The following is a 26,237-nucleotide window of genomic DNA, read 5'->3' on the forward strand; positions in this document are numbered from 1 at the left end:
TGGGCGATCGCACATATTAAATCTCTTTTATGCCATGCCTGCAAAGTGCTAATTTACAACTTGGCTGCCATGACTGCGGGGATCATCTTCACTAGCCGTTGGTGCTACTGGGGCTGAGAATTTGGAAACTTTTCCGCTAGCTTGAGCGTAGGGGAGAGACGAACCAGTAACCAAAGCTTCTAAGTTGCTAGCCATAATCGTCCGGGGTTGATCGCCGATCGCTTGGGCTATGGTTTCCCCTTGCTGACTCAAAAATACAAAATGGGGAATCCCATCCACCCGATATTTCAGCATTTCCGGTAGCCACTTGGTATTATCCACATTCAGCATGACAAAATTCATCTTGTCAGCATACTCTGTTTCCAGTTGAGTGATATCTGGTGCCATTTTCTGGCAGACAGTACACCAATCAGCATAAAATTCCACTAGAGATGGTTTGCCGTTGCTGACGGCTACTTCTAGCGGTGTGGAGCTATCGCTTAACTTCGCAAGGGAAGCCGAGGTTGTTTCAGTTCGCAATCCCAAAAAGAGGGCAACGCTAAGGGCGATCGCTACCATTACAATTAAGAAGTTTCTCAAACGCTTCCCGAATGTGGATTCAGACTTATCGGGAGAATTAACAGGTGAATCAGTACTCATAACAGAATTAATGAACTACCCCATCTTACTTCGTTGAAGATGGGGTTTCTACATCCCCATCAGTAAGTTGAGATTTTTGACGTTTCACACGACCCATTTGCTTCATACTTCCCGCAAGCTTTGGCTTACGAGTGCCTAAAGTAGAGATGGAATCATCCACGTCGAAGAAGTTAGTTCCTAACTCCTGTAAATTATTTGAATGCCAAAGCAACATAACTTCGGCAGCAGCAATGTCACGCTGCTGGCTATATCCGCAGTTATCGCAAACGTGTTGACGCTGCCCGAAGTATCATTAATTCGAGAGAACAAGAATGCATCATAAGCAGCAGCAAAAATGTGTTCATACGGACAATAACTACTAATTGCAATTAAAATTCGCCGTGCGCTTACAGTACTTACCTGTACTCAGGAAGTGTAGGTACGTCACTACGAATAGTTCCGACTTGAGCGTTTTCTAATTCCGTCTTGACTGTTCAAATCTGAACTGATTTGGTATCGATGCCTGCGGCGGGCTTTGCCTACGCGTTGCGGGTTGAGCCATACTTTGAAATTGCTCGAATCCTTACCATCTATACATTTAAGCAATTTTTACCTCCGTATTTTCCGAGTTTGTGAGAAATCCAGGTAAACTACGGCACTTAAATGAGAAAAAAAGCTCGTCTTTAACATAATTTATACTTATTCTTCTAAAAGGATTAAGGACAACAACTTAGAGTAACGCTGAAATACTCGCTACCGCTACATTATTGGCGCGACTGAATAAAAAATACTAACTAGTAATATTACTGATTTTTCCTAGAAATATTTAAGTTACATATAGTATCTGCTACGTATTTACTTATACTTTCCAGGTATTAAGGATTCAATCTGTAATTTATTTAATTACAAATTAATGATTAGAAAAACCTTAGTTAGAAATCAGACAGAGGTTGGCAAGTTCGTGGGCAAACTGAGGATTTTTGCTGGATTTACAACACTCAGCTTTGTGATAGCAATATTATGCAACTATCAGGATGCGCTCGCCCAAACTCCTAATCCTCAGACATTACCACCTGGTCGATTAGAAGAGATTCCTGTCACTCCCTTACCTTCGGATGTGCTACCGAAGCTACCAGACAAGAATCAATTGCTTCCATCCCCAAAAGTACCGAATCAGCCAATTCCAGGACAGGATGACCCTAATGGCAGATTTCGGGTTGATCGTATTGAAGTCGTTGGTAGTACAGTTTTCAAAGCAGAACAGTTTGCCACTGTCACCGCTCCCTTTGTAGGGCGGGAACTGACGTTTGCAGAGTTGTTGCAAGTTAAAGATGCGATCACGAAGCTCTACACTGATAACGGCTATGTAACCACGGGGGCGTTGATCATACCGCAGACAGTAGAAGTTGGGGTGATCAAAATTCAGGTGATCGAGGGTAGTGTACAAGAAATCAAGATTATCGGTAATCGGCGATTGAGCAGCAAATATATTCGCGATCGCATCCAACTTGGTGCTGGCAAACCTCTAAATATACCACGCTTACTGGAAAAGCTACAACTACTCCGTCTCGATCCGCGAATTCAAAACCTGTCAGCCGAGTTGCAAACAGGCGTGCGTCCGGGAAGCAATCTGTTGCAAGTTGAAGTTGAAGAAGCTGATACCTTTAAGCTGACAGCAATCCTGGATAATGGGCGATCGCCGAGTGTCGGCAGTTTTCGCCGGGGAGTGGATCTGCAAGAAGCCAATTTATTGGGTTTGGGCGACACCCTGAGCGTGGGATATGCCAATACCGATGGCAGTAATACAATCAATGCCAATTACACGCTGCCAATTAATGCCCACAATGGCACTGTATTCTTTGGTTTTAGCCAAGGATGGAACCACGTTATTGAAAAACCATTCAACGTCCTTGATATTCAGTCAAATACCCAGTATTACGAATTAGGCTATCGGCAACCACTGGTGCAAAAACCAACCCAAGAGTTAGCGATCGGGCTGTCATTCACGCGCCAGTCAAGCCAAACTGAGTTGGGTATTGATAACATTGGGCCGTTTCAACTCTCACCCGGTGCAGATGCGAACGGAAAAACCAATATTTCAGCCCTGCGCTTTTTTCAAGAATATACGCAGCGAAGCAACCAGTATGTATTTGCGGCGCGATCGCAATTGAGCTTTGGCGTAGATTGGTTCGATGCAAATGTCAGTAATAATAATGAACCAGATAGTCGCTTTTTTGCGTGGCGCGGACAGGCGCAGTGGGTGCGGCAATTAGCACCCGACACTCTATTTTTAGTCAGGGGCGATTTGCAATTGGCGGCAGATTCCTTAGTGCCTTTGGAGCAATTTGGTCTGGGTGGACAGCTAAGTGTACGCGGCTATCGCCAAGACGCATTACTCACAGATAATGGGCTGTTATTTTCCGCAGAACTTCGAGTCCCCATTGTCCGGGCTGCCAAGATTGGCGGGGTGCTGCAACTGACACCCTTTATTGATGTTGGCAAAGGCTGGAATGTTAAGGGCGAAAATCCGTCACCGAGTACGCTTTTTAGCACTGGGTTGGGGCTGTTGTGGAAACAGGGTGATGACTTCTTGGTTCGCCTAGATTGGGGCATTCCCCTGATCTCAGTGGACGGTGAAAGGCGATCGCTCCAAGAAAATGGGCTGTATTTCTCGGTGCGCTATTCGCCGTTTTGATCGAGGCGATCGGTTCAAGACAATATCGTTTTGGGCATCCTAAATGCAACGTCTAAATCAAGGCTTGGCGATGACAACGATCTCTACTTGGTTGGTTCTGTGCGGTGGAATAGTGCCGTTGATGTTAATGCCACTTTGGTGCGGCTTTGCCAACGCCCAGGTAACTCCCGATCGCACATTGAATACTAATGTCTCTCAAACTGGCAATAACTTTACCATCACCAACGGTAATCGAGTTGGCAACAACCTGTTCCACAGCTTCAGCCAATTCTCAGTTCCTACCAACGGCTCTGCTTTCTTTAACAACGCCTCAGATGTGCAAAATATCTTCAGCCGCGTCACTGGAGGCAGTGTTTCCCAAATTGATGGTTTAATACGGGCGAATGGTAGCGCTAATCTGTTTCTGCTCAATCCCAGTGGGATTATTTTCGGCGCAAATGCTCAATTGAATATTGGCGGATCGTTTATTGGTACAACTGCCAACAGTATTAAATTTGCCGATGGTATTGAGTTTAGTGCGATTAATTCCCAAGCTACCCCACTGTTGAGCATCAATGTTCCCCTTGGTCTGCAAATGGGTAGCAATCCCGCACCGATCAACGTTCAAGGCACAGGACACTCCTTGAGCAATCCCAGTGGACTGATTCTGGCTCCCCTGACTCGAACTCCCAGCTCTACAGAACTGCGGGTACAGCCGGGAAACACCATAGCTTTGGTGGGTGGCGACCTACATCTAAATGGGGCAACCCTGATCGCCGAAGGAGGGCGAGTTGAATTGGGTAGTGTGAGCGGTGCAGGATTGGTCAACCTGATGCCAACCGCACGTGGTTCTACATTGGAATATAGTGATGTACAAAGCTTTGGCGATATTCAGCTAGCAGGGCGATCGCTATTAGATGTCAGCGGGGTGAATGCAGGTTCCGTTCAAATTCAAGGTAGGCAAATTCAATTCACCGATGGCTCTCTGGTGCTGGCGCAAAACTTCGGTAATCTCCCCGGTGGTGACATTCGCCTTCAGGCGACGGAGGCCATTGATCTGGTTGCCACAACAGCTGATGCCGCAATTGCGAGCGGGGTGCGTAGTGAAGCTCTGGGTATCGGAGCTAGTGGGAACATCAGCGTCATTACTCCCAGACTGACCCTCAAGCAGGGAGCGGGGTTGAATAGCACAACTCTTGGAGCAGCTCCGGGTGGCAATATCCACATCGATGCAACCGCGATCGATCTGTCTGGCTTCTCACGCAGTAATCCTGCTAACATTACCACTATTAATACTGCCACACTAGGCACTGGGAATGCTGGTGATATTTTCGTAAATGGCAATAGTCTACTAATATCAAGCGGTGGCTCACTATCTTCAGTTACATTTGGTAGTGGCTCCAGCGGTAAAGTGACGATTCACAACACCAACACCACGGTGATGGGAGAAAGCCCCTTCGGACTTTACAGCAACATTAGCTCAACTACATTTGCCACCGGAAGTGCCAAAACCTTGATGCTGGATACTGCCAAATTGCAAATTCTGGATGGGGGAGCAATTGCCGCTACCGCATTTTTTGTAGGTAATGGGGGAGATTTGAGCATCAACGCTACCGAATCGATCGCAATCAGTGGTCAAGGTCGGGCAAATAATAGCAGCATTAACGCCTCCACCCTCCGACCTGATCCGTCATTGCGGGAAAAATTTGGTCTGCCAGATATACTAACGGCGAATGCGGGTACTGTGAGCATTAACACGCCGAACCTAACGGTGACAGATGGCGGGACAGTCAGTGTCACCAGTCAAGGTAGCGGCAATGGTGGCAGTCTCAATATCACAGCCAATACCATCCGATTAGACCGTATTGGAAGCATCCAGGCAAAAACAGAATCAGGTAATGGAGGTAATATCGCCTTAGAAGTTGGGAAGTTGTTGGTGTTGCGTGACAATAGCGCGATCGCCGCAACAGCAGGCGGTAATGGTAATGGAGGTAATATAAACATTAATGCACCCATCATTGTTGGATTAGAAAACAGTGACATTATTGCTAATGCTTTTAATGGTGATGGCGGTAACATCAACATTACCACTCAAGGCATCTTTGGGCTGAAGTTGGGCGATCGCCTCACCCCAGAAAGCGACATCACCGCCAGTTCCCAATTTGGGGTTAACGGTACAGTTCAAGTTAATACTATCGGCGTTGATCCAAATTCCGGCTTAGTCGAACTACCAGCAAATGTCACCGATCCATCCCAGCAAATAGCTACAGGCTGCGCGGGTGGTGAAGGCAGCAGCTTTGTGGCAACGGGACGGGGTGGAATACCGCAAAATCCTCTTCCGAGCGATGTCTACGACGGGCTACGCCTACGCACTTGGTCTGATATCCGCGATATCTCTGCGTATCGCCAAACTGGTGAGGTGACAGGCCAAATTCGCCCATCCTCAGAGATGCTTGTCCAAGCTACTTCCTGGCATCGTAATGCCCAAGGCAAAATCGAGTTAATTGCAGATAAACCTTCTACTCAGGTGCAACAACCATTAAGCTGTGCTGCTGTTGGCAAAATTTAATCATGTTATTAATCATGCCCGAAAAGGGAACTCTAACTTGAAATCAGTTAAAGGAAGTTTTGGTGATGAGAGCGATGTCTACGATGGTAACAGAGCTTGCCTGCCCTGAGCCTGCGCCGAAGGGTCGTTGTGCGGGCTACGCCGGAGCTTTTCTATCTACACTTACAATCGGCTTCTTGAGTTCCGCTCTGATACTACCAGCGATACTCCTTTGGAGTCGCTGCGCGATCGCACAGGTGACATCTGATGGTACAACCAACACCAGTGTTAACCAAAGTGGTAATAATTTCACAATTCTTAACGGAATTGCCAAAGGTAATAATTTATTTCATAGTTTCAGTAATTTCTCTGTGCCTACAGGTGGTTCTGCCAACTTTAATTTAATCAACACGCCAAATATTACAACCATATTTAGTCGAGTTACAGGTGGAAATGTTTCCAATATTGATGGCTTAATTCAAACTCTCAATGGTAATAATGCTGTAAGTTTGTTTTTGATGAATCCTCATGGGATTGTGTTTGGAAAAAATGCCTCGTTGAATATTGGCGGCTCCTTTGTGGGAACAACGGCGAATAGCATTAAGTTTGCTGATGGAATAGAGTTTAGTGCGACTAATCCCGATGCTAAACCGTTGTTGACGATGAGTGTGCCCATCGGGTTGCAAATGGGGCAAAATCCGGGAGATATTACCGTCCAAAACACCGGACACCGTTTAATTAGTATTGGTAATGCTATAGTTTCTCCTCTGGATCGAAGTAACAACCCTGTAGGATTAAGCGTTACCTCTGGTAATAACTTGGCATTGATAGGGGGAGAAGTAGCCTTAGATGGTGGAGTGTTAAATGCACCTTCTGGACATATTGAACTCGGTAGCGCCAGTAATGGCACAGTTAATCTCAACACCTCTTCTCCGCATTGGAATTTTGATTATGGCAATATAAAGCAATTTGGGAATATTCATCTGTCCCATCAATCCCTTGCCGATGCCAGTGGCACCTCTGCGGGTTCTATTCATTTCCAGGGTCGAAATATTAGCTTGCAAGATGGGTCTGCTGCTTTATTAGTTAATCAAGGAAGCAATAATTCAGGCGACATTAGGGTTAATGCTAGTGAGTCATTCCAACTGGGGGGAGTTGGCACCAATGGATTTCCCCAAAGTCGATTGCGTGCTGATAATTTTGGCGATGGTGCTGGGGGTAATATTTTGGTTTCTGCCTCCCAAGCATTCCTCTACGATGGTGGTACTGTTAATGGATTCAATTTTGGTAAAGGTTCAGGAAGCAATATTTCTCTGGAAATTGGAGATTTGCTTCAAATGGTGGGATTATCACCTATTAGTGGATTGACCAGTTCACTGATTACTAACACCACCAACTCGGGGAAAAGTGGTGATATTCGAGTAGTTACCAAAAAATTGCAGATTTTAGATGGTGCTGAGATCGACAATGTTAGCGTGGCAAATGGTATGGGAGGTAATACCACGATTAATGCTGCTGATTTCATCGAAGTGATGGGGCAAAATTTGCATGATAGCCTCATAGTGGTTAGCACATTCAGCCAAGCAAATGCAGGCCAATTAACTATTAATACTGCCAAACTGAGAGTACGGGATGGAGGAGGTATCGTTGCCTCTACCGTAAATAGCGGCAATGGAGGGGATTTGCTAATCAATGCTTCAGATAGCGTTGAAGTCAGTGGAGTGAGTAGTATTTCTCGTCTCCCAAGTCGAATTGGTGCTAGGGCCGAATTACTTGCACCACCTATTCGGCGACTACTTGGATTACCAGATGTGATCACAGGTAACACGGGAAAATTCACTCTCAACACCCAGCGCTTGCAGATTACAGATGGGGCAATTGTAGGCGTTGACCATCAGGGTATTGGCGATGCTGGAAAACTGGAAATTAATGCAGGTTCAATCCGTCTTGACAATAGTGGTAAAATTACTGCCGCTACTGTTCAGGGTAAAGGCGGTAACATTTCTGTCCAGGCAAATGACTTAATCATGGGTCGTGGTAGTTCAATTGTTACTAATGCAGGTGGTATTGGCAATGGGGGCAACATCACCATTAACTCTCCCATCATCGTCGGCTGGGAAAATAGCGATATCATCGCCAACGCATTCCAAGGTAATGGGGGCAACATTCAAATCAACACCCAAGGCATATTCGGGCTAAAATACCGTAACGAACTCACAAGAGAAAACGACATCACCGCCAGTTCCAAATTTGGGGTTAACGGTACGGTAGATATCAATAATTTTGGAGTTGACCCCAGTTCTGGTTTAGTCGAATTACCTGTAAACTTAACAGACTCATCACAACAAATTGCTACAGGTTGTTCTAATAATACTGGCAGCAGCTTTGTGGCAACGGGACGGGGTGGAATACCGCAAAATCCCCTTCAACAAGTGATGAGCGAGCGCACTTGGTCTGATGTCCGCGATATCTCTGCATATCGCAAAACCGGGGAAGTCACGGCACAAATACCCGAATCTCCAGAGGTTCTTATCCAAGCTACTTCTTGGCATCGTAATGCCCAAGGCAAAATCGAGTTAGTTGCAGATAAATCTCCTACTCAGGTGCAACAACCATTAACCTGTGCTGCTCTTGGCAAAAGTTAATGATGTTATCAATCATGCCCTAAAGGGGAACTATAACTAGAAATCAGTTAAAGGAAGTTTTTGGTATGAGAGCGATGTCTACGACGGGCTACGCCGGAGCTTTTCTATCTACACTCACAATCGGGTTCTTGAGTTCCGTACTACCAGCGATACTCCTTTGGAGTCGCTGCGCGATCGCACAGGTAACATCTGATGGTACAACCAACACCAGTGTTAACCAAAGTGGTAATAATTTCACAATTCTTAATGGGATTGAAAAAGGTAATAATTTATTTCACAGCTTCAGTAATTTCTCTGTGCCTACGGGTGGTTCAGCCAGATTTGATTTAATTAACACACCAAATATTACAACCATATTTAGCCGGGTTACAGGTGGAAATGTTTCCAATATTGATGGGTTAATTCGCACGCTTAATAGTAATAACCCGGTGAGTTTGTTTTTGATGAATCCTGCGGGGATTGTGTTTGGAAAAAATGCCTCGTTGAATATTGGCGGCTCCTTTGTGGGAACGACGGCAAATAGTATTAACTTTGCCGATGGTACGGAATTTAGTGCTGTGAATGCTTCGGCTACTCCTTTGCTGACTATAAGTGTACCTGTGGGTTTGCAACTTGGGGCAAATGCTGGAGCGATACAAGTTCAAGGGGCAGACTTGCGAGTTAAAACCGGGCAAACACTAGGGTTAGTTGGTAGTCAAATCGACATGACCGGGGCAAAACTGACGGCACCAAATGGGCATATCGAACTGTGGGCTTTGCAAAATGCTGGGATTCAAATAGAAAATCAAGCTCAATGGCAACTGACGAGTCCTGTGGCTACGACAAATTGGGGCACAATTACGTTACAAAAAGCTTCATTGGTTGATGCAAGTGGAATTAACGGGGGTGCAATCAACATCCGTGGACGTGGGTTGACGGTGCAGGATGGGTCGAATATTAGTTCCACTACCTTTGCTGGGCAAGGTAAGGGAATTACTGTCAACACCACAGACTTTGTTGATCTGCTGGGTGTTTCTCTCCCAGGACAAATTAATCCTGGCATTGGAACTTCTTTAGGTATCTTTTTTGGGCCTCCAGCAACTGGACGAGCTGGAGATGTAACAGTAGAGACAGGACGCTTAAAGTTAGCAAATGGAGCTTGGCTTCAGTCCTTTTCTAATGGCAACAATTCTCGATCGGGAGATGTAACTGTTCGGGCTTCAGATGTAGAGGTGGTAGGTTCTAATCCATTTCTTGAAATCCCCACCTCGATTACCACCACTCTCTTTGGTGGCAAGAACAATGAGAGTGGAAATATTTCCATCGAAACAAATCGAATGCGGCTGCAAGATGGTGGAATCGTCAGTACATCTTTGATACCCTTTAACGGTATCTCTCCTCCCACGGGCAAGGCTGGAAATATCTCAATCCGAGCAACTGAGAGCCTTGATATCTCAGGATACACACCCTCTCTACTACTGTCTGGAGTGGGTACGAGAATTGGTCAAACAGAAGGAGACGCGGGAAATATCTCAATCGATGTTGGACGTTTGCATCTCTTTAATGGCGGGTCTATCCGCAGTACTTTATCAGGAAAAGGGAAAGCGGGAAATATCACCATTCACGCGCAAGAGGTAGCAGTTAGCGATCCAGTAATTGATGTTATCAGCAAATTACCTGGTGGCATTACTGTTTCCGCGGGTAATAATTCAGTAGGTTCAGGTGGAAATATCGCCTTAACTGCTGACAACCTACGGCTCTTTAATGGAGGACAGATCACCTCTTCCAGCCAGGGTCAGGCAAATGCGGGGAATATTAACTTACAGGTTAAAAACATTGATATCCAGGGTATGTCTCAACCTTTAACTAACGGTGAAATTCTGCCCAGTGCGATCGCAGCATCTTCAACAACTAATTTTAACGCCGGAACAATAAAAATTACATCTGATACAGTTAAAATACGTAATAGTGCGGAAGTTACCGTGAGCAATATAGGAGGCGGAGATGCAGGTAATTTGAATATTACAGCTAATAATATTTTCCTCGACAATAAAGCCAGTCTGCGATCGGAAGCCAAAGGAGGTAGTCAAGGTAACATTCACCTCCAAGCAAATGATGTTTTGCTGTTACGTCGTGGCAGTAATATTACAACTAATGCCACTGGTACTTCTACCGGAGGTAACATTGATATTACTGCTGGAGCTATTATTGCCCTTCCTGACGAAGATAGCGATATCGTTGCCAATGCGGTACTCGGAAGCGGTGGAAATATTCAAATCACCACCCAAGGCATCTTTGGGCTGAAGTACCACGACCAACTCACCCCAGAAAGCGACATCACCGCCAGTTCCCAATTTGGGGTGAGTGGCACTGTTCAAGTTAATACTATCGGTATCGATCCAAATTCCGGCTTAGTCGAACTACCAGTAAATGTCACCGATCCATCGCAGCAAATTGCTACAGGCTGCGCGGGTAGTCAAGGCAGCAGTTTTGTGGCAACGGGACGGGGTGGAATACCGCAAAGTCCCCTTCCGAGCAATGTCTACGACGGGCTACACCTACGCACTTGGGCTGACATCCGCAACATCTCTGAATACCGCAAAACCGGCGAAGTCACGGCACAAATACCAGCACCCCCAGAAGTTCTTGTCCAAGCCACAGGTTGGCGACGAAACGCACAGGGGAAAATTGAGTTATTTGCAGATAAATCTCCTACTCAGATGCAACAAGTATTAACCTGTGCTGCGGTTACTAGATAATATATAGGAATCATAAACGAAAATAATAGTTGCCACTTCACTATGCCCGCCAAGGATTTTTATCATGATACTGTTGTTGAAGCTCTAATTAATGATGGCTGGGATATTACTGATGACCCCTTGCTTTTATCCTATGGTGGTAGAGAACTTTATATTGATTTGGGAGCAGAAAGAACAACAATAGCAGCTCAAAAAGATAATCTTAAAATAGCAGTTGAAATTAAAAGTTTTTTGAAGCCTTCGCCAGTTCGGGATTTAGAAGAAGCTGCTGGACAATATGGTGTTTATCAAAGCATTCTTGCGGAAATAGCATCGGAACGAATACTTTACTTAGCTGTTCCCAAGCGTTCCTACGAAAGTATTTTTACAGAAAAATTAGGGCAATTAATCCTCAAGCGCTTACAAATTAAACTTTTGGTTTTTGATGAGCAAAAAAGGAGTATTGTGCAATGGATACCTTAAATCACTATCGCCAAATAGTCCGTGCGTTAATCTATGAGTATGCCAAGTATAAACCTTCTAACGGTCAAATTGAAACGGAGGCAATTGTTGACCCAGAAACAGACCATTATGAAGTAATGCATATAGGTTGGGATGGGCAACGTCGGGTACATGGTTGTGTCATACATATCGATATTATTCAAGGGAAAATTTGGATTCAACACGATGGTACAAATCGTCCGGTTGCTGAGGAATTGTTAGAAGCTGGGGTTCCCAAAGAGGATATTATTTTGGGTTTTCATCCACCTCAAGTACGTCAATATACTGATTTTGGTGTAGCTTAATATCCTTGGTTTATAAAATTTAACCCTGTTTTGTCACTCTCGGAAAACAATAATCTCAGGCTGATTCTGAGACTTTGATTTCATCAAGGTTTGAGGCTTTATTTTCTAACATAAACTAAAATTTATAGACAAAACGTGGAAATTAAAGCCCTGTAACCGTTTGGGCGATTAGATTCTCCCAATCTGACAAAAGAGGGTTAATCATGTTATAAATCATGCCCAAAAAGGGAACTCTAACTTGAAATCAGTTAAAGGAAGTTTTTGATGATGAAAGCGATGTCTACGACGGGCTACGCCTACGCTTTTCTATCTACACTTACAATCGGCTTCTTGAGTTCCGTGGTACTACCAGCGATACTCCTTTGGAGTCGCTGCGCGATCGCACAGGTGACATCTGATGGTACAACTAACACCATTGTTAATTCAAATGCTAATAATTTTACAATTCTTAATGGTATTGAAAAAGGTAATAATTTATTTCACAGCTTCAGTAATTTCTCTGTACCTACGGGCGCTTGGGCCAGATTTGATTTAATTAACACACCAAATATTACAACCATATTTAGCCGGGTTACAGGTGGAAATGTTTCCAATATTGATGGGTTAATTCGCACACTTAATAGTAGTAACCCGGTGAGTTTGTTTTTGATGAATCCTGCGGGGATTGTGTTTGGGGCAAATGCCCGCTTGAATATTGGCGGCTCCTTTGTAGGAACGACGGCGAATAGTATTAACTTTGCCGATGGTATTGAGTTTAGCGCGATTAATTCCCAAGCTACCCCACTGTTGAGCATCAATGTTCCTATTGGTCTGCAATTGGGCAGCAATCCTGCATCAATCACCGTTCAAGGCACAGGACACTCTTTGACCAATCCCGGTGGACTGGCTCTTGTCACTCAAAATCCGAGTGCGACAGAATTGCGGGTACAGCCGGGAAAAACCCTAGCTTTGGTGGGTGGCAATCTGGGGTTGAAGGGGGCAACTCTGACCGCCAAGCAAGGACAAATAGAATTAGGCAGTGTGAGTGGTGCAGGATTGGTTAGTTTGCTCCCAACTGCACGTGGCTATACTTTGGGATATGAAAATGGGCAAAGCTTTGATGATATTCAGCTAGCAAAGCGATCGCTATTAGATATAAGCGGGGTGAATGCAGGTTCGGTTCAAATTCGGGGGCGACACATTCAATTCAGCGATGGCTCTCTGGTGCTGACGCGAAATTTTGGCAATCTCCCCGGCGGCGACATTCGCCTTCAGGCTACAGAGGCGATTGATTTGATTGGCAGAACAGCTGATACCACAATTCCGAGTGGGGTGCGTACTGAAGCTGTGGGTGTCGGAGCTAGTGGGAACATCAGTGTAATTACTCCCCGTCTTACCCTTCAGGTGGGAGGGGGGTTGAATAGCATTTCAGTTGGAGTGGCTCCCAGTGGCAATATCCACATTGATGCAACAGCGATTGAACTGTCTGGCTTCTCACCAATCAATCCAAATAGCGTTAGTAGTCTTTCTACTTCTGGCTTTGGTTCTGGGAACACTGGCGATATCTCCGTCAATGCCAATAGTTTACTGGTGTCAAATGGTGCCTCACTGATTTCAGCTACATTTGGCAGTGGCTCCAGTGGTAAAGTGGCAATTCGCACCAATCACACCACTGTCATGGGACAAAGCCCCTCTGGACTATATAGCAACATTAGCTCAATCACTTTTGCGACCGGAAACGCCAAAACTTTGACCCTAGATACCGCCAAGTTGCAAATTCTGGATGGGGGAGCAGTTGGGGCAACCACATTTTTTGCAGGTAATGGGGGAGATATAAGCATTAACGCCACGGAATCCATCGATATCAGTGGTCGCAGTCCGAGCAATAACAGCAGTATCAACTCATCTACCACTCGACTATCTCCAATACTGCGGCAAAAATTCCATCTACCGGATCAACTCACGGCGAATGCGGGTAATGTGAGCATTACCACGCCGAACCTGACGGTGACAAATGGCGGGATGGTCAGTGTCACTAGTCAGGGTAGCGGCAATGGTGGCAGTCTCAACATCACAGCCAATACTATCCGATTAGACCGTATTGGAAGCATCCAGGCACAAACAGAATCAGGTAATGGAGGTAATATCGCCTTACAAGTTGGGAAGTTGTTGGTGCTGCGTCACAATAGCGCGATCGCAGCAACAGCAGGCGGTAATGGTGATGGAGGTAATATAAACATTAATGCACCCATCATTGTTGGATTAGAAAACAGTGACATTATTGCTAATGCTTTTAATGGTAATGGCGGTAACATCAACATTACCATTAAAAGCATCTTTGGGCTGAAGTTCCACGACCAACTCACGTCAGAAAGTGACATCAGTGCCAGTTCCCAATTTGGGGTGAGTGGCACTGTTCAAGTTAATACTATCGGTATCGATCCAAATTCCGGCTTAGTCGAACTACCAGCAAATGTCACCGATCCATCCCAGCAAATTGCTACAGGTTGTTCTAATAATACTGGCAGCAGTTTTGTGGCAACGGGACGGGGTGGTGTGCCACCAAATCCCGTTCAACAAGTGACAAGCGATGTCTACGACGGGCTACGCCTACGCACTTGGTCTGACATCCGCGACATCTCTGCATTCCGCCAAACTGGGGAAGTCACGGCACAAATACCCGAATCTCCAGAGGTTCTTATCCAAGCTACTTCTTGGCATCGTAATGCCCAAGGCAAAATCGAGTTAGTTGCAGATAAATCTCCTACTCAGGTGCAACAACCATTAACCTGTGCTGCTGTTGGCAAAATTTAATCATGTTATTAATCATGCCCGAAAAGGGAACTCTAACTTGAAATCAGTTAAAGGAAGTTTTGGTGATGAGAGCGATGTCTAACGACAAGCCGCAAAGCGTCTACGCTTTTCTATCTGCACTTACAACTGGGTTCTTGAGTTCCGCTCTGATACTACCAGCGATACTGCTTTGGAGTCGCTGCGCGATCGCTCAGGTGACATCCGATGGTACAACCAACACCAGTGTTAACCAAAGTGGTAATAATTTCACAATTCTTAATGGGATTGAAAAAGGTAATAATTTATTTCACAGCTTCAGTAATTTCTCTGTGCCTACGGGTGGTTCAGCCAGATTTGATTTAATTAACACACCAAATATTACAACCATATTTAGCCGGGTTACAGGTGGAAATGTTTCCAATATTGATGGGTTAATTCGCACACTTAATAGTAGTAACCCGGTGAGTTTGTTTTTGATGAATCCTGCGGGGATTGTGTTTGGGGCAAATGCCCGCTTGAATATTGGCGGCTCCTTTGTGGGAACCACGGCGAATAGTATTAAGTTTAGTGATGGGACAGAATTTAGTGCGACTAATCCTGGTGCTACACCGTTGTTGACGATAAGTGTGCCCATCGGCTTACAGTTGGGTCAAAATCCAGGGGGAATTACCGTGCAAGGCAGTGGACATCACCTGACCGGCGGAAATTTTACCCCCACAGATCGCAGCAATAATCCCATCGGGTTACAAGTTGGGGCAGGTAATACACTGGTGTTTGTAGGCGGTGAGGTTAACTTGTCCGGTGGCATTGCAGCCATTGCTGGTGGCGGCCATCTGGAAATAGGCAGTGTCAGCGATGGGCTAGTCAGACTCAATCCCACAGAGCAGGGCTGGGTCGGGGATTACTCATCGGTGCGGCAATTCAACGATATCCATCTCGCCCAGCAATCGCTTCTCGATGCAAGCGGTAGCAGAGACTCCATCCAATTACAAGGACGGAATATCAACTTCACCGAGGGTTCTGTTGCCTTGATCCAAAACTTTGGTACACAACCGTCCGGGGGAATTACAGTCCATGCCACTGAGTCCATTAACCTCACGGGGAATACACCCGATGGTAGACTGGGGAGCCTGATCCAAATCGAGAACTTAGGAACGGGTCAGACGGGGGATATTAGCGTCTTTGCAGCGCAGCTATCCATCCAAAATGGAGGAGGAATCGGTACTCGGACGTTTACTCAAACACTTGGTGGCAATATAACAGTCAATGTTGCAGGGTTGATCGATATCGATGGCTTTGCCGCCGCCAACCCAGCCAATCCGTCCTCGATTGCAACATTCACATCTAACTCCGCCAACGCAGGCAACCTTACAGTCTCAACCGGCAACCTGAGAATTCTGAATGGTGGCAGTTTGTTCTCTATAACCAGAGGCTCTGGACAGGCTGGAACCTTACGAATTAATGCAGAAGACTTAATCGAAATCGCTGGACAAAACCCCATTATATTGTCACCAAGTCAGTTGCTTTCAGCGACTGTCAGATCTGGAAATGCCAATAACGTGTTTGTCAATACGTCCAGATTAGTGATTCGAGACGGTGGATTCCTAGGGTCTGACACCGTTGGTACGGGTTCAGCAGCTAGCGTGACGATTAATGCTTTAAAGTCCGTAGATATCCACGGTAGAAGTGCCGGATCGATCGTACCTAGCCGCATCATTTCAACCGCCCAAATTATCGTTCCACCCACTCAAGCTGGCTTTGGACTGCCTCTCATTCCCAGTGGTAACGCTGGTTCCCTAACCATTAACACACCTTCGTTACACATCACAGATGGGGCATTTATCAGCGTCAAAAATGATGGTCCAGGCAACGCCGGAGATTTGCAAGTTAACGCCAACTCTATTTTCCTTGACAACCAAGGCGCTATCACCGCATCAACCGCCTCTGGAAACGGAGGTAATGTCAGATTAAACTTACAAGAGGATCTGCTGATGCGTCACAATAGCCTGATTTCCGCCACTGCTGCGGGCAACGGGAATGGTGGTAACTTGTCAATTAACGCACCGGTGATTGTTGGGTTAGAAAACAGCGATATCATTGCCAATGCAGTCCAAGGTCAGGGCGGTAACATTAACATTAGTACTCAAGGTTTATTTGGGCTGAAGTTGGGCGATCGCCTCACCAGAGAAAGCGACATCACCGCCAGTTCCGAATTTGGCATTAACGGTACAGTTGATATTAACAATTTTGGAGTTGACCCCAATTCCGGTTTAGTAGAATTACCAACAAATGTCACCGATCCATCCCAGCAAATTGCTACAGGTTGCGCGAGTAATCAAGGCAGTCGTTTTGTGGCCACGGGGCGGGGTGGTATACCGCAAAATCCAACGCAGGAAATTGGCAGCGATGTCTACGACGGGCTACGCCGGAGCACTTGGTCTGATATCCGCGACATCTCTGCATACCGCAAAACTAGCGAAGTGACAGTACAAATACCAGCACCCTCAGAAACTCTTATCCAAGCTACTTCTTGGCATCGCAACGCCCAAGGCAAAATTGAGTTAGTTGCAGATAAATCTCCTACTCAGGTGCAACAACCATTAAACTGTGCTACTCTTCCCAGGAGTTAATTTTTGAGGCTAACGGTCTAATTCCCCAAAGCGATCGCGATACTGCTGGAGCAGTGCTTGCATATCCTGCAATTCTTGCTCGGCTTGCTCTGCTCGTTGACGTTCCTGTTCTGCCCGTTGACGTTCCTGCTCTGCCCGTTGACGTTCCTGTTCTGCCCGTTGCTCCAACTCTACCGGACTCAAAAATTGCCGCCCATCTGGACGGTAAATTACCAGTTCATGGTTGCCCACTGCGAACCGAATCCCCAATAGAGGACTCGTCCACCCATCCATCTGAGCAATTGGTAGCAATTGTTCATCTTGTCGTCGCCAACCTTTGAGTTCGTAGCGGTCTGGATCATACTGATAATATTCTTCCACCCCATAAGTTTGGTAAAACTCTAGCTTGCGTTCCATCTCCTCTGCATTGTTGCTGGGTGAGAGAATTTCGTATACCACTTGTGGAGCAATGTTGTCTTCCTGCCACTGTTTGTAAGATCCCCGCCGTCCCTTAGGTCTACCAAACACCACCATTGTATCCGGTGCAACTGGTGAGATTAAGCGCGATTTCACCGGGAACCATAGCAAATCTCCCGCCACAAACACGTTAGGTTGATCAGCAAACAGAATTTCCAGATTTTCCTTAATTAGGACGATCCAACGAAACTGTTCGGTATTGTCAGCCATTCGTTTGCCGTCGCTGTCGGGAAAATGTAAATCTGCATCCGTGCGAAAGAAGGTGGTCATAGGTTAACCCGGAATGACACAGTGTTTTAATTGTATGCGATCGCCTGCGACGTGATAGATCCGATTATGAATTGGGCAATATAACTCTGTTGATATCTCAAATACTTTTACTGTGAGTGTTCAAAATAAAATCTTGGTAATTTTTTATGGCTTTCGGAATTAAACAAACTCGTTGGCTATATATGAGCCTCAGTATTTTAAGTTTGTGTTTAGCATTTACCATTACACCTGTAAAAGCATCTCCACCAGTAATAACCCCAGTTCTCTCTTCTTCCCTAGCAACCAACGGGCTAGAACAAGGACGAAATCTCTACCAATCGGGGCGCTTTGCAGAAGCAATCACAGCTTGGCAAACGGCATCACAACAGTACCATACCCAAGGCGATCGCCTTAACGAAGCTCTCAGCTTAAGTTACCTTTCACTGGCACAACAGGAACTTAATCAATGGCAAGCAGCCCAAGAGTCTATTGAGCAAAGTCTGAAACTGTTGCAAACAAATAAACCCTCTGGTGATGCAATTCTTTGGGCACAAGCACTCAATACCCAAGCAAATTTGCAATTACACATTGGCAAACCCGAAACCGCCCTCGAAAGTTGGCAAAAAGCTGAAAAGTTTTATGAACAAGCCGGCGACAAAATGGGCAGCCTGGGTAGTCAAATCAACCAGGCACAAGCTTTACAAAGTTTAGGATTTTACCGCCGTTCTAAACAACAGTTGGAGGTGCTGACTCAAAAACTCCAAGGGATGCCGGATAATGAAATCAAAGTTAGTGGATTGCGATCGCTTGCTTCAGCCTTGCAAATGATTGGCGATGGCAACACTCAACAGCTTTTAGAGCAAAGTTTAGCGATCGCTAACAAAATTGCAGCCAAACCCCAATTGAGTTCTATCCTGATCAGCTTGGGGCAAACTGCCGTTGACTTGCAAGATCCAGAAGCAGCGTTGGATTACTTTGAACAGGCTCAACTCTTAGCCACCAACCCAAGTGATCAGTTGCAAGCGCGTTTAGCTCAGTTTAAACTTTTCCTCGATTACGACAAACCTGAGTTGGCTACCCCACTTGCACCTCAACTACTCCAACAACTTCGGGAACTGCCCCCCAGTCACACCTCCCTCTACGCAGCGATCAATTTTGTTGGCACCGTCACCCTGAATCGCCAGTCAAATCCTGTCCAAATCCTACCGCTCAAAGATTTGGCGCAACTGATGGCAGTCACAGTCAAGTCTGCACAGCAGATCCAAGATGCTCAAGCAGAAGCTTATGCACTACATCAGTGGGCAAAACTCTATCGTCGTACACAGCAAATATCTCAAGCACAGGAATTAGCTGAGAAATCTCTCAATATTGCCCGTAAACTCCAAGCTAACGATATCATTGCTCAATCTGCCTGGCAGGTGGGACAGTTGTATAAGCAACAAGGCGATCGCTCCAAAGCAATTACTACGTATACGGAAGCGGTCAATGCCTTAAAAGCACTGCGGGGGGATTTGGTGGCTATCAACCCTGATGTCCAGTTCTCTTTTCGCAGCAGTGTGGAGCCTGTCTACCGGGAACTGGTTGATTTACTTCTAGAGAATCAACCGAGTCAAGCAGAACTGATGCAAGCTCGTGAATTGATTGAGGCACTCCAAATTGCGGAACTCGATAACTTTTTTCGGGAAGCCTGTTTAGATAGAACTCAACAGATTGATCAGGTTGATCCGACTGCAACCGTCATTTATCCGATCATCCTGCCAGATCGTTTAACAATAATCCTCTCGAAAGCAGGGCAACCACTCCGTTCCTATGTTACTCAGAAATCTCAAGCTGAAATTGAGCAGACTTTAGACAACTTTTTGGTTGCTCTTAACCCCGTCTCGGATTCCCAAGACCGCGATCGAGTGTCCCAACAGATTTATGATTGGTTGATTCGTCCAGCCGAAGGAGATAAAGCATTTATTGATACCAAGACATTGGTGTTTGTTTTGGATGGTCGGTTGCGGAACATTCCCATAGCAGCTCTATATGACGGTAAGCAATATCTAATCGAGAAATATGCTGTGGCGCTCTCACCAGGATTGCAACTAATGGCTACGCGATCGCTTCATCAAAATCATCTGAGTGCGATCGTGGGTGGCATTAGCCAAGCTCGCGCTGGCTTTAGTGCTTTGCCCGCAGTGGAATCAGAAGTGAAACAAATCTCCAAGGCGGTGTCGTCTTCTGTGTTGCTAAACCAGCAATTCACCAGTCAAGCCCTGGCTGAACGCGTGAAATCCAGTAGCGCTAGTATTGTCCACCTAGCAACCCACGGACAGTTTAGTTCTCGGCTCGAAGATACCTTCTTGCTCACTTGGGATGGACAAATGAACGTTAAAGAGTTATCTGAACTCCTGAAAAATCGGGGTAGCGATCCATCGAAAGCCATCGAGTTGCTGGTACTAAGTGCCTGCGATACAGCAGCAGGAGACGATCGCGCCGTCCTTGGACTAGCGGGCTTGGCTGTCAAATCTGGCGCTCGCTCAACTATTGCCACCCTATGGCCTGTCAAAGATCAGGCAGCCGCGCTCCTCATGACTCGCTTCTATGACCAACTGCGACAACCCAAAATCACTAAAGCTGAAGCACTAAGACAAGCACAAATTAGCTTAATTCGCCAAACTGATTTTCACGATCCGTTCTTTTGGTCTGGCTTTGTTTTGATTGGCAACTGGACTTAAGTACGTAAAAATACAGTACTAATTACAAATGAATTATGCTGTTTTTTTACAGATTGTCCGCTAAATGCCGCCTATAATACTAGTATAAGTTTCCTGATTTGACTGTTGCTTGGACTTATTCTCTGAGCTTCTCTCCAGAGTCAAAGGAAACTTCTTTTGTATCAGATTTCAATTAGATTAGGTCAGACATTATGAAACGCCGATATTTAGCAGCTACATTTAGCATCATCGCTCTGGTCACTAGCAGTGCCTGGGCTAGTGCCGATGCTGTTACATTTACCCCACCCACCAATAGCGGCTCTCCTAGTCAAGCAACGGGAGGAGCTTCTCGCGGTAGTATGTTTACACCTAGCGCCGGGAAAGGTGCGCCCAGACAAGCAACGGGAGGAGCTTCTCGCGGTAGTATGTTTACACCTAGAGCCGGGAAAGGTGCGCCCAGACAAGCAACAGGAGGAGCTTCTCGCGGCAACCTCTTTACTCCTACTGCCGGGAAGGGTACGCCCAGACAAGCAACGGGAGGAGCTTCTCGCGGCAACCTCTTTACACCTGCAGCTGGGAAGGGTACGCCTAGACAAGCAACAGGAGGAGCTTCTCGTGGCGACCTCTTTACACCTGCTGCCGGGAAGGGTACGCCTCAACAAGCAAGTGGGGGAGCTTCTCGCGTGGGTACTTACTACTTGAATCCATCGAGTGTAAGTACAACAGAACCAGCAGCACTAATCGCCCTCTTACCCCAAAACTTCTATGGCACAACAGTGTCTGAACGTCCCACAATTCTGGTGTATCTCCCGGCTTCCAATGCCCAAGAAGCCGTGTTCAGCCTCAAGGATGAAGCTGGCAATATGCAACATCAGATGAAAATCCCAGTTGCAGGGAAAACTGGGGTAATCGCAATCAAGTTACCAGCCAATGCACCCGCTTTAACAGTTGGCAAAAACTATCAATGGTTCCTAGCACTCAAAGTAGATGGAGAACTCAGCCCCAGTACGCCTTACGTCGATGGTTGGGTTAAGCGTATCCAGCTGGGCGCTGAGTTAGCAACAGCAATGCAAGAGCAAGATGCTTTGAAGCGGGCTACTGCTTTGGGTAAAAACGGTGTTTGGTATGACTGTGTGGCAACACTTGCAACGGTATATAGCGCCCAACCTAGCAATCCAACCCTCCGTAAACAATGGGAAGAACTTCTGTCCTCAGTGAGTTTGAAGGAGATTGTAACAGCGAACTTATTAGCATCTACTAACTAATGTCAGGTTAATCCTAGTCAACGTTGACCGAGATAACTGTATGGCACAAATATGTAGGTGGCGGAGATTCCAGACTTTTATTCAACGCACTCGTAGCGTTTTGATTATTACTCCCAGCGTTGCCTTGACGGTTATGGTTGGGCAATCGTTGGGACTTTTCAATTTACCGGAATGGAAAGTTCGTGACGAATGGGTTCGTCAGCGATCATCAGGGGCGATCGCTGATGAAATTGTGATTGTCACAATCGATGAACGCGATATCCAATCGGTGCGTAAATGGCCAATTCCAGACTCGGCGTTGGCACAATTACTAGAAAAAATCCGGGCGCAGCAGCCTAGAGCGATCGGATTGGATCTCTATCGAGATTTACCGGAAGGAAACGGACATGAGCAACTTGTTCAAGTCTTCCGCAACACTCCCAATTTAATCGGAGTTGAGAAAATTACCGGTGAACGCGTCAATCCCCCACCGGAATTGAAAAAAAAGGATCAGGTAGGATTAGCAGATTTAGTCTTGGATGGCGATCGCTTTGTACGTCGTGCGCTGCTGACAGCTGAAGATGCCAAAGAGAAAAACACCATTAAAGCCGGACTGGCAACCCTTGTAGCTCTTAAGTACCTAGAAACTGAAGGAATTAGTTTAGAAAGCATTGACCCCCAAAAGCAAAAGTTTCAGTTGGGTAAGGAAATTTACCTGCCATTGCAAAATCAAGAAGCAGGTTATACCGATGCCGATTTAGGAGGCTATCAAATCCTACTCAACTGGTATGGAACGGAGGCGGCATTTCGGACAGTTGCGATGCGCGATGTCTTAGCAGGCAGAATTCCGGCAGATTTGATGCGCGATCGCATGGTATTTATTGGCTCAGTCGCCTCCAGTACCAATGATTTCTTCAGCACACCCTTCTCTTCCTGGGTATCTGCTCAAAAACCAACTCCAGGTGTGGTTGTTCATGCCAATATTGCTCATCAACTAGTACGAGGGGCAAAAACCGGAAAATCCAGCCTGCACGGCGTTTCTGGCATTTCTCTATCACTCTTGATTGTTTTTTGGTCTGTGATCGGTTCTACGGGCAGTTGGTGGTTAGCTAGTGCGCGTACCGGGCGACGGATTCCCGGCGGCAAAATTCTTTGGGCAACTGTAGGTATCACTGGAGCCTGCATCGGGGGCGGCTATGGGATGTTTTTGCATGGTGTTTTAATTCCGGTAACACCCGCCTTAGCGGCGTTTATCGCTAGTGTGATTGCGACAACGAATGCCTATAAACAGCAGAAGTTAGAAGAAACAAATCGCCAACTGGAAATTGCCAACAATCAACTATTAGATTATTCCAAAACCTTGGAGACAAAAGTCGAAGAACGAACTTATGAATTGGTTCAAGCAAAGCAAGCTGCCGATGCTGCCAATCAAGCCAAAAGTGAGTTTCTCGCCAATATGAGCCACGAACTACGCACACCTTTGAATGGCATCCTTGGTTTTGCCCAAGTACTAGAAGGATCGCCAAACATGACAGCTAAAAACCTGGAAGGAGTCGGCATTATCTACCAATGCGGATCACACCTGTTGATGCTGATCAATGACATTCTCGATCTCTCGAAGATAGAAGCAAGGAAATTGGATTTGGTTGTCACCAGTGTGCATCTACCCAATTTTTTACATGGTGTAACTGAGATTTGTGGTATCCGCGCTGAACAGAAAGGAATTACATTTAATATTTTAATTAGCGATCGCCTGCCACTTGTGATTGAAATCGATGAAAAACGGCTACGGCAAGTGTTGATTAACTTGCTGGGCAACGCGATCAAATTTACAGATAACGGTAGCGTAACGTTTAAAGTGGAAGTCATTGATCAAGAGTCTAAACAAATGACTAATGACAATGAACAAGTCACATATCAAAAGATTCGTTTTCAGATTGAAGATACGGGTATTGGGATGTCACCAGACTATCTCGAAAAAATCTTTTTGCCCTTTGAGCAAGTGGGTGAACCAGGGCAGCGATCTGAAGGTACTGGCTTGGGATTGGCGATTAGCCATAGAATTGCGGCATTGATGGAGAGCCAAATTCAGGTACAGAGTCACCTGGGCGAAGGAAGTCTGTTTTGGCTAGATTTGACAGTAGCAGTCCCACTTGTTCATGATTGGTATGGAGGAGCAATCGCCCCAACTCCCCAGAAAATTACCGGGATTCGGGGTAGTGCGCCTCAGATTCTCATTGTCGATGACGATCGCAACCACCGTTCCATGTTGACCAGTCTGCTGGAAGAAATTGGCTGTCGAACCCTGGAAGCGATCGATGGCAAACATGGGCTACAGGTGGCAACTGAACACAATCCAGATGTGATTATGCTCGATTTAGCCATGCCCAATATGGATGGTTTTGAGCTAATAGGTCACTTGCAAGGGAATCCGCAAACCCTTTCTATTCCGATTATCGTCTCTAGTGCCAACGTCTCTGAGTCAAATCGCCAGCAAAGTTTAGAGGCAGGGGCAACAGCATTCCTGCCCAAACCCCTCCAGATCGAGGAACTACTCAATAAAATGCGATCGCTCTTGAAAGTGGAGTGGATCTATGCCGAATCTTCGTCTGGGCAGTCGTCTGCCAAAGGTGAGCAAACTAGTAGTGAATGGGTTCTACCATCCCAGGATGTTTTGCAACAACTTTATCATCTGGCAATGATGGGGGATATCTCGGCGATCGAGGGAATGTTAGGAGAGCTAATTGAGCAAAACAGTCAGCTAGCTCCCTTCGGGGCAGAGTTGAGCAAACTCACTGCCAGTTTCCAAACCGCAAAAATCCGTAAGTTCCTCAACTCATTTGTCACAAGGGAGTTAAATCCATGATCACTGTTCCTCTCTCGAAACCCATATATATTTTGTTGGTGGATGACAATCCTAATAATCTTAAGGTGCTATATGAAGCGATTCAGGGGTGTGGCTGGAAAGCGCTCATGGCAACAGATGGAGAGTCCGCGATCGAACAAACAGAATATGCCCGTCCCGATCTGATTCTCTTGGATGTGATGATGGCAGGTATTGATGGATTTGAAACTTGTCGCCGGCTGAAAACTAATCCCATCACTCAGAATATTCCGGTAATTTTCATGACTGCCCTCTCCGATTCTACAGACAAGGTGGCAGGATTGGAAATAGGTGCAGTTGACTACATTACCAAACCTTTCCAACAGGAAGAAGTCATTGCCCGTTTAAAGTTACACCTGAAAATTTCCCTTCTCACGCGCACATTAGAAGAACGTGTGCAAGAGCGCACCGCAGAATTAACTCAGTCTCTACAGCAGTTACAACAAACCCAATTACAACTGATCCAGAGTGAGAAAATGTCCACTATCGGGCAGATGGTTGCAGGTATTGGTCATGAGATTAATAATCCGGTTGGTTTTGTGGGCGGGAATTTATCCTATATTGAGGAATATGTAAATAATTTGCTTCGCCTGGTGAGCCTGCAACAGCAGAAGCTACCGCAGTCAGACGCGGAAATTGAAGAGCTTCTTGAAGAAATCGACTTGGAGTATCTGGTAGAGGATCTGCCGAAACTAATGGCATCAATGCACCAGGGAATTACCCGTCTTAAAGATATCAGCCTCTCTCTGAGAACTTTTGCTCGCACAGATATTGCATCTCAGGTAGAGTTTCAGATTCACGAAGGAATCGATAGCACTTTAATGCTGTTGAAACATCGACTCAAAGGCAATGGCGATCGCCCTAAAATCGAGGTTGTAACACAATACGGTAATTTACCTGCAATCAGTTGCTATCCCGGACAACTGAACCAGGTGTTCATGAATATCATCGCCAATGCCATTGATGAATTTGATGAACTCAATCAAAACCACTCTGATCAAAAGATTGCTGTTTACCCGAATATCATCACCATTACGACATCAGTTGAATCTCAGCAACAAACCGTCACAATTTGTATTCAAGATAACGGCCCCGGTATGCTTAGTGAGGTGCAAGCTCGAATTTTTGAGCCATCTTTCACAACCAAGGCCGTAGGCAAGGGAACCGGGCTGGGATTAGCTATAAGCTACCAAATTATTGTCGATAAACACAATGGACAAGTCAACTGCTTGTCAATACCTGGTGAGGGGACAAAGTTTATTATTACTCTGCCCATGTAATATCACGTCCGGCTG

Annotated in this window: 15 protein-coding genes; 12 read left to right on the forward strand and 3 right to left on the reverse strand. The window is 45.9% G+C overall.

What is annotated here, in order from left to right:
• Positions 1-48: 48 nt before the first annotated feature.
• Both HWQ23_RS22275 and HWQ23_RS22280 read right to left on the reverse strand, forming a co-directional pair.
• Complete coding sequence (locus HWQ23_RS22275; protein WP_292832925.1) at positions 49-639, reverse strand: thioredoxin family protein; 591 nt, start codon at positions 637-639, stop codon at positions 49-51.
• 25 nt (positions 640-664) lie between these two features.
• Entirely contained in the window at positions 665-853 is a 189-nt protein-coding gene (locus HWQ23_RS22280; RefSeq protein WP_292832928.1) for a hypothetical protein, read from the reverse strand.
• A 678-nt stretch (positions 854-1,531) separates the two neighbouring features.
• Here HWQ23_RS22280 and HWQ23_RS22285 point away from each other — a divergent pair.
• The 8 genes from HWQ23_RS22285 (at position 1,532) to HWQ23_RS22320 (ending at position 17,410) form a co-directional block, all read left to right on the forward strand.
• Positions 1,532-3,313, forward strand: coding sequence for a ShlB/FhaC/HecB family hemolysin secretion/activation protein (locus HWQ23_RS22285; RefSeq protein WP_292832931.1), 1,782 nt, complete (start codon positions 1,532-1,534; stop codon positions 3,311-3,313).
• A 70-nt stretch (positions 3,314-3,383) separates the two neighbouring features.
• Positions 3,384-5,861 (forward strand): two-partner secretion domain-containing protein, encoded by a 2,478-nt coding sequence (locus tag HWQ23_RS22290; protein WP_472850413.1) that lies wholly within the window; start codon positions 3,384-3,386, stop codon positions 5,859-5,861.
• Between the two features lie 65 nt (positions 5,862-5,926).
• Complete coding sequence (locus HWQ23_RS22295; protein ID WP_292832934.1) at positions 5,927-8,485, forward strand: beta strand repeat-containing protein; 2,559 nt, start codon at positions 5,927-5,929, stop codon at positions 8,483-8,485.
• A 65-nt stretch (positions 8,486-8,550) separates the two neighbouring features.
• Positions 8,551-11,223, forward strand: coding sequence for an S-layer family protein (locus HWQ23_RS22300; protein WP_292832937.1), 2,673 nt, complete (start codon positions 8,551-8,553; stop codon positions 11,221-11,223).
• Between the two features lie 42 nt (positions 11,224-11,265).
• Positions 11,266-11,685 (forward strand): element excision factor XisH family protein, encoded by a 420-nt coding sequence (locus HWQ23_RS22305; RefSeq protein WP_292832940.1) that lies wholly within the window; start codon positions 11,266-11,268, stop codon positions 11,683-11,685.
• The gene (locus HWQ23_RS22310) at positions 11,673-12,008 is read left to right on the forward strand and encodes a XisI protein (protein ID WP_292832942.1); all 336 of its coding nucleotides are present in this window, start codon (positions 11,673-11,675) and stop codon (positions 12,006-12,008) included. Before HWQ23_RS22305 ends, HWQ23_RS22310 begins: the two co-directional genes overlap by 13 nt.
• 267 nt (positions 12,009-12,275) lie before the next feature.
• Positions 12,276-14,801: a beta strand repeat-containing protein gene (locus HWQ23_RS22315; protein WP_292833160.1), complete on the forward strand. Its 2,526-nt coding sequence runs from the start codon at positions 12,276-12,278 to the stop codon at positions 14,799-14,801.
• A gap of 74 nt (positions 14,802-14,875) precedes the next feature.
• Complete coding sequence (locus HWQ23_RS22320) at positions 14,876-17,410, forward strand: S-layer family protein (RefSeq protein ID WP_365742316.1); 2,535 nt, start codon at positions 14,876-14,878, stop codon at positions 17,408-17,410.
• 9 nt (positions 17,411-17,419) lie between these two features.
• Here the strand turns inward: HWQ23_RS22320 and HWQ23_RS22325 are convergent, their stop codons facing one another.
• Complete coding sequence (locus HWQ23_RS22325; RefSeq protein WP_292832949.1) at positions 17,420-18,136, reverse strand: Uma2 family endonuclease; 717 nt, start codon at positions 18,134-18,136, stop codon at positions 17,420-17,422.
• 146 nt (positions 18,137-18,282) lie between these two features.
• Here HWQ23_RS22325 and HWQ23_RS22330 point away from each other — a divergent pair, with 146 nt between their 5' ends.
• The 4 genes from HWQ23_RS22330 to HWQ23_RS22345 all read left to right on the forward strand — a co-directional run bounded on the left by HWQ23_RS22330 (position 18,283) and on the right by HWQ23_RS22345 (position 26,222).
• On the forward strand, positions 18,283-20,835 hold the full coding sequence (locus HWQ23_RS22330; RefSeq protein ID WP_292832952.1) for a CHAT domain-containing protein: 2,553 nt from the start codon (positions 18,283-18,285) through the stop codon (positions 20,833-20,835).
• A gap of 191 nt (positions 20,836-21,026) precedes the next feature.
• Positions 21,027-22,079 carry a DUF928 domain-containing protein gene (locus tag HWQ23_RS22335; protein WP_292832955.1) on the forward strand — a complete coding sequence of 351 codons (1,053 nt, stop codon included), beginning with the start codon at positions 21,027-21,029 and terminating at the stop codon, positions 22,077-22,079.
• Positions 22,080-22,119: 40 nt separating this feature from the next.
• Positions 22,120-24,924, forward strand: a complete 2,805-nt coding sequence (locus HWQ23_RS22340; protein WP_292832958.1) for a CHASE2 domain-containing protein — start codon at positions 22,120-22,122, stop codon at positions 24,922-24,924.
• On the forward strand, positions 24,921-26,222 hold the full coding sequence (locus HWQ23_RS22345) for a hybrid sensor histidine kinase/response regulator (RefSeq protein WP_292832961.1): 1,302 nt from the start codon (positions 24,921-24,923) through the stop codon (positions 26,220-26,222). Before HWQ23_RS22340 ends, HWQ23_RS22345 begins: the two co-directional genes overlap by 4 nt.
• The last annotated feature ends 15 nt before the right edge of the window (positions 26,223-26,237 follow it).

This window comes from Nostoc sp. JL33 (assembly GCF_017114985.1).
Classification (GTDB): Bacteria; Cyanobacteriota; Cyanobacteriia; order Cyanobacteriales; family Nostocaceae; genus Nostoc.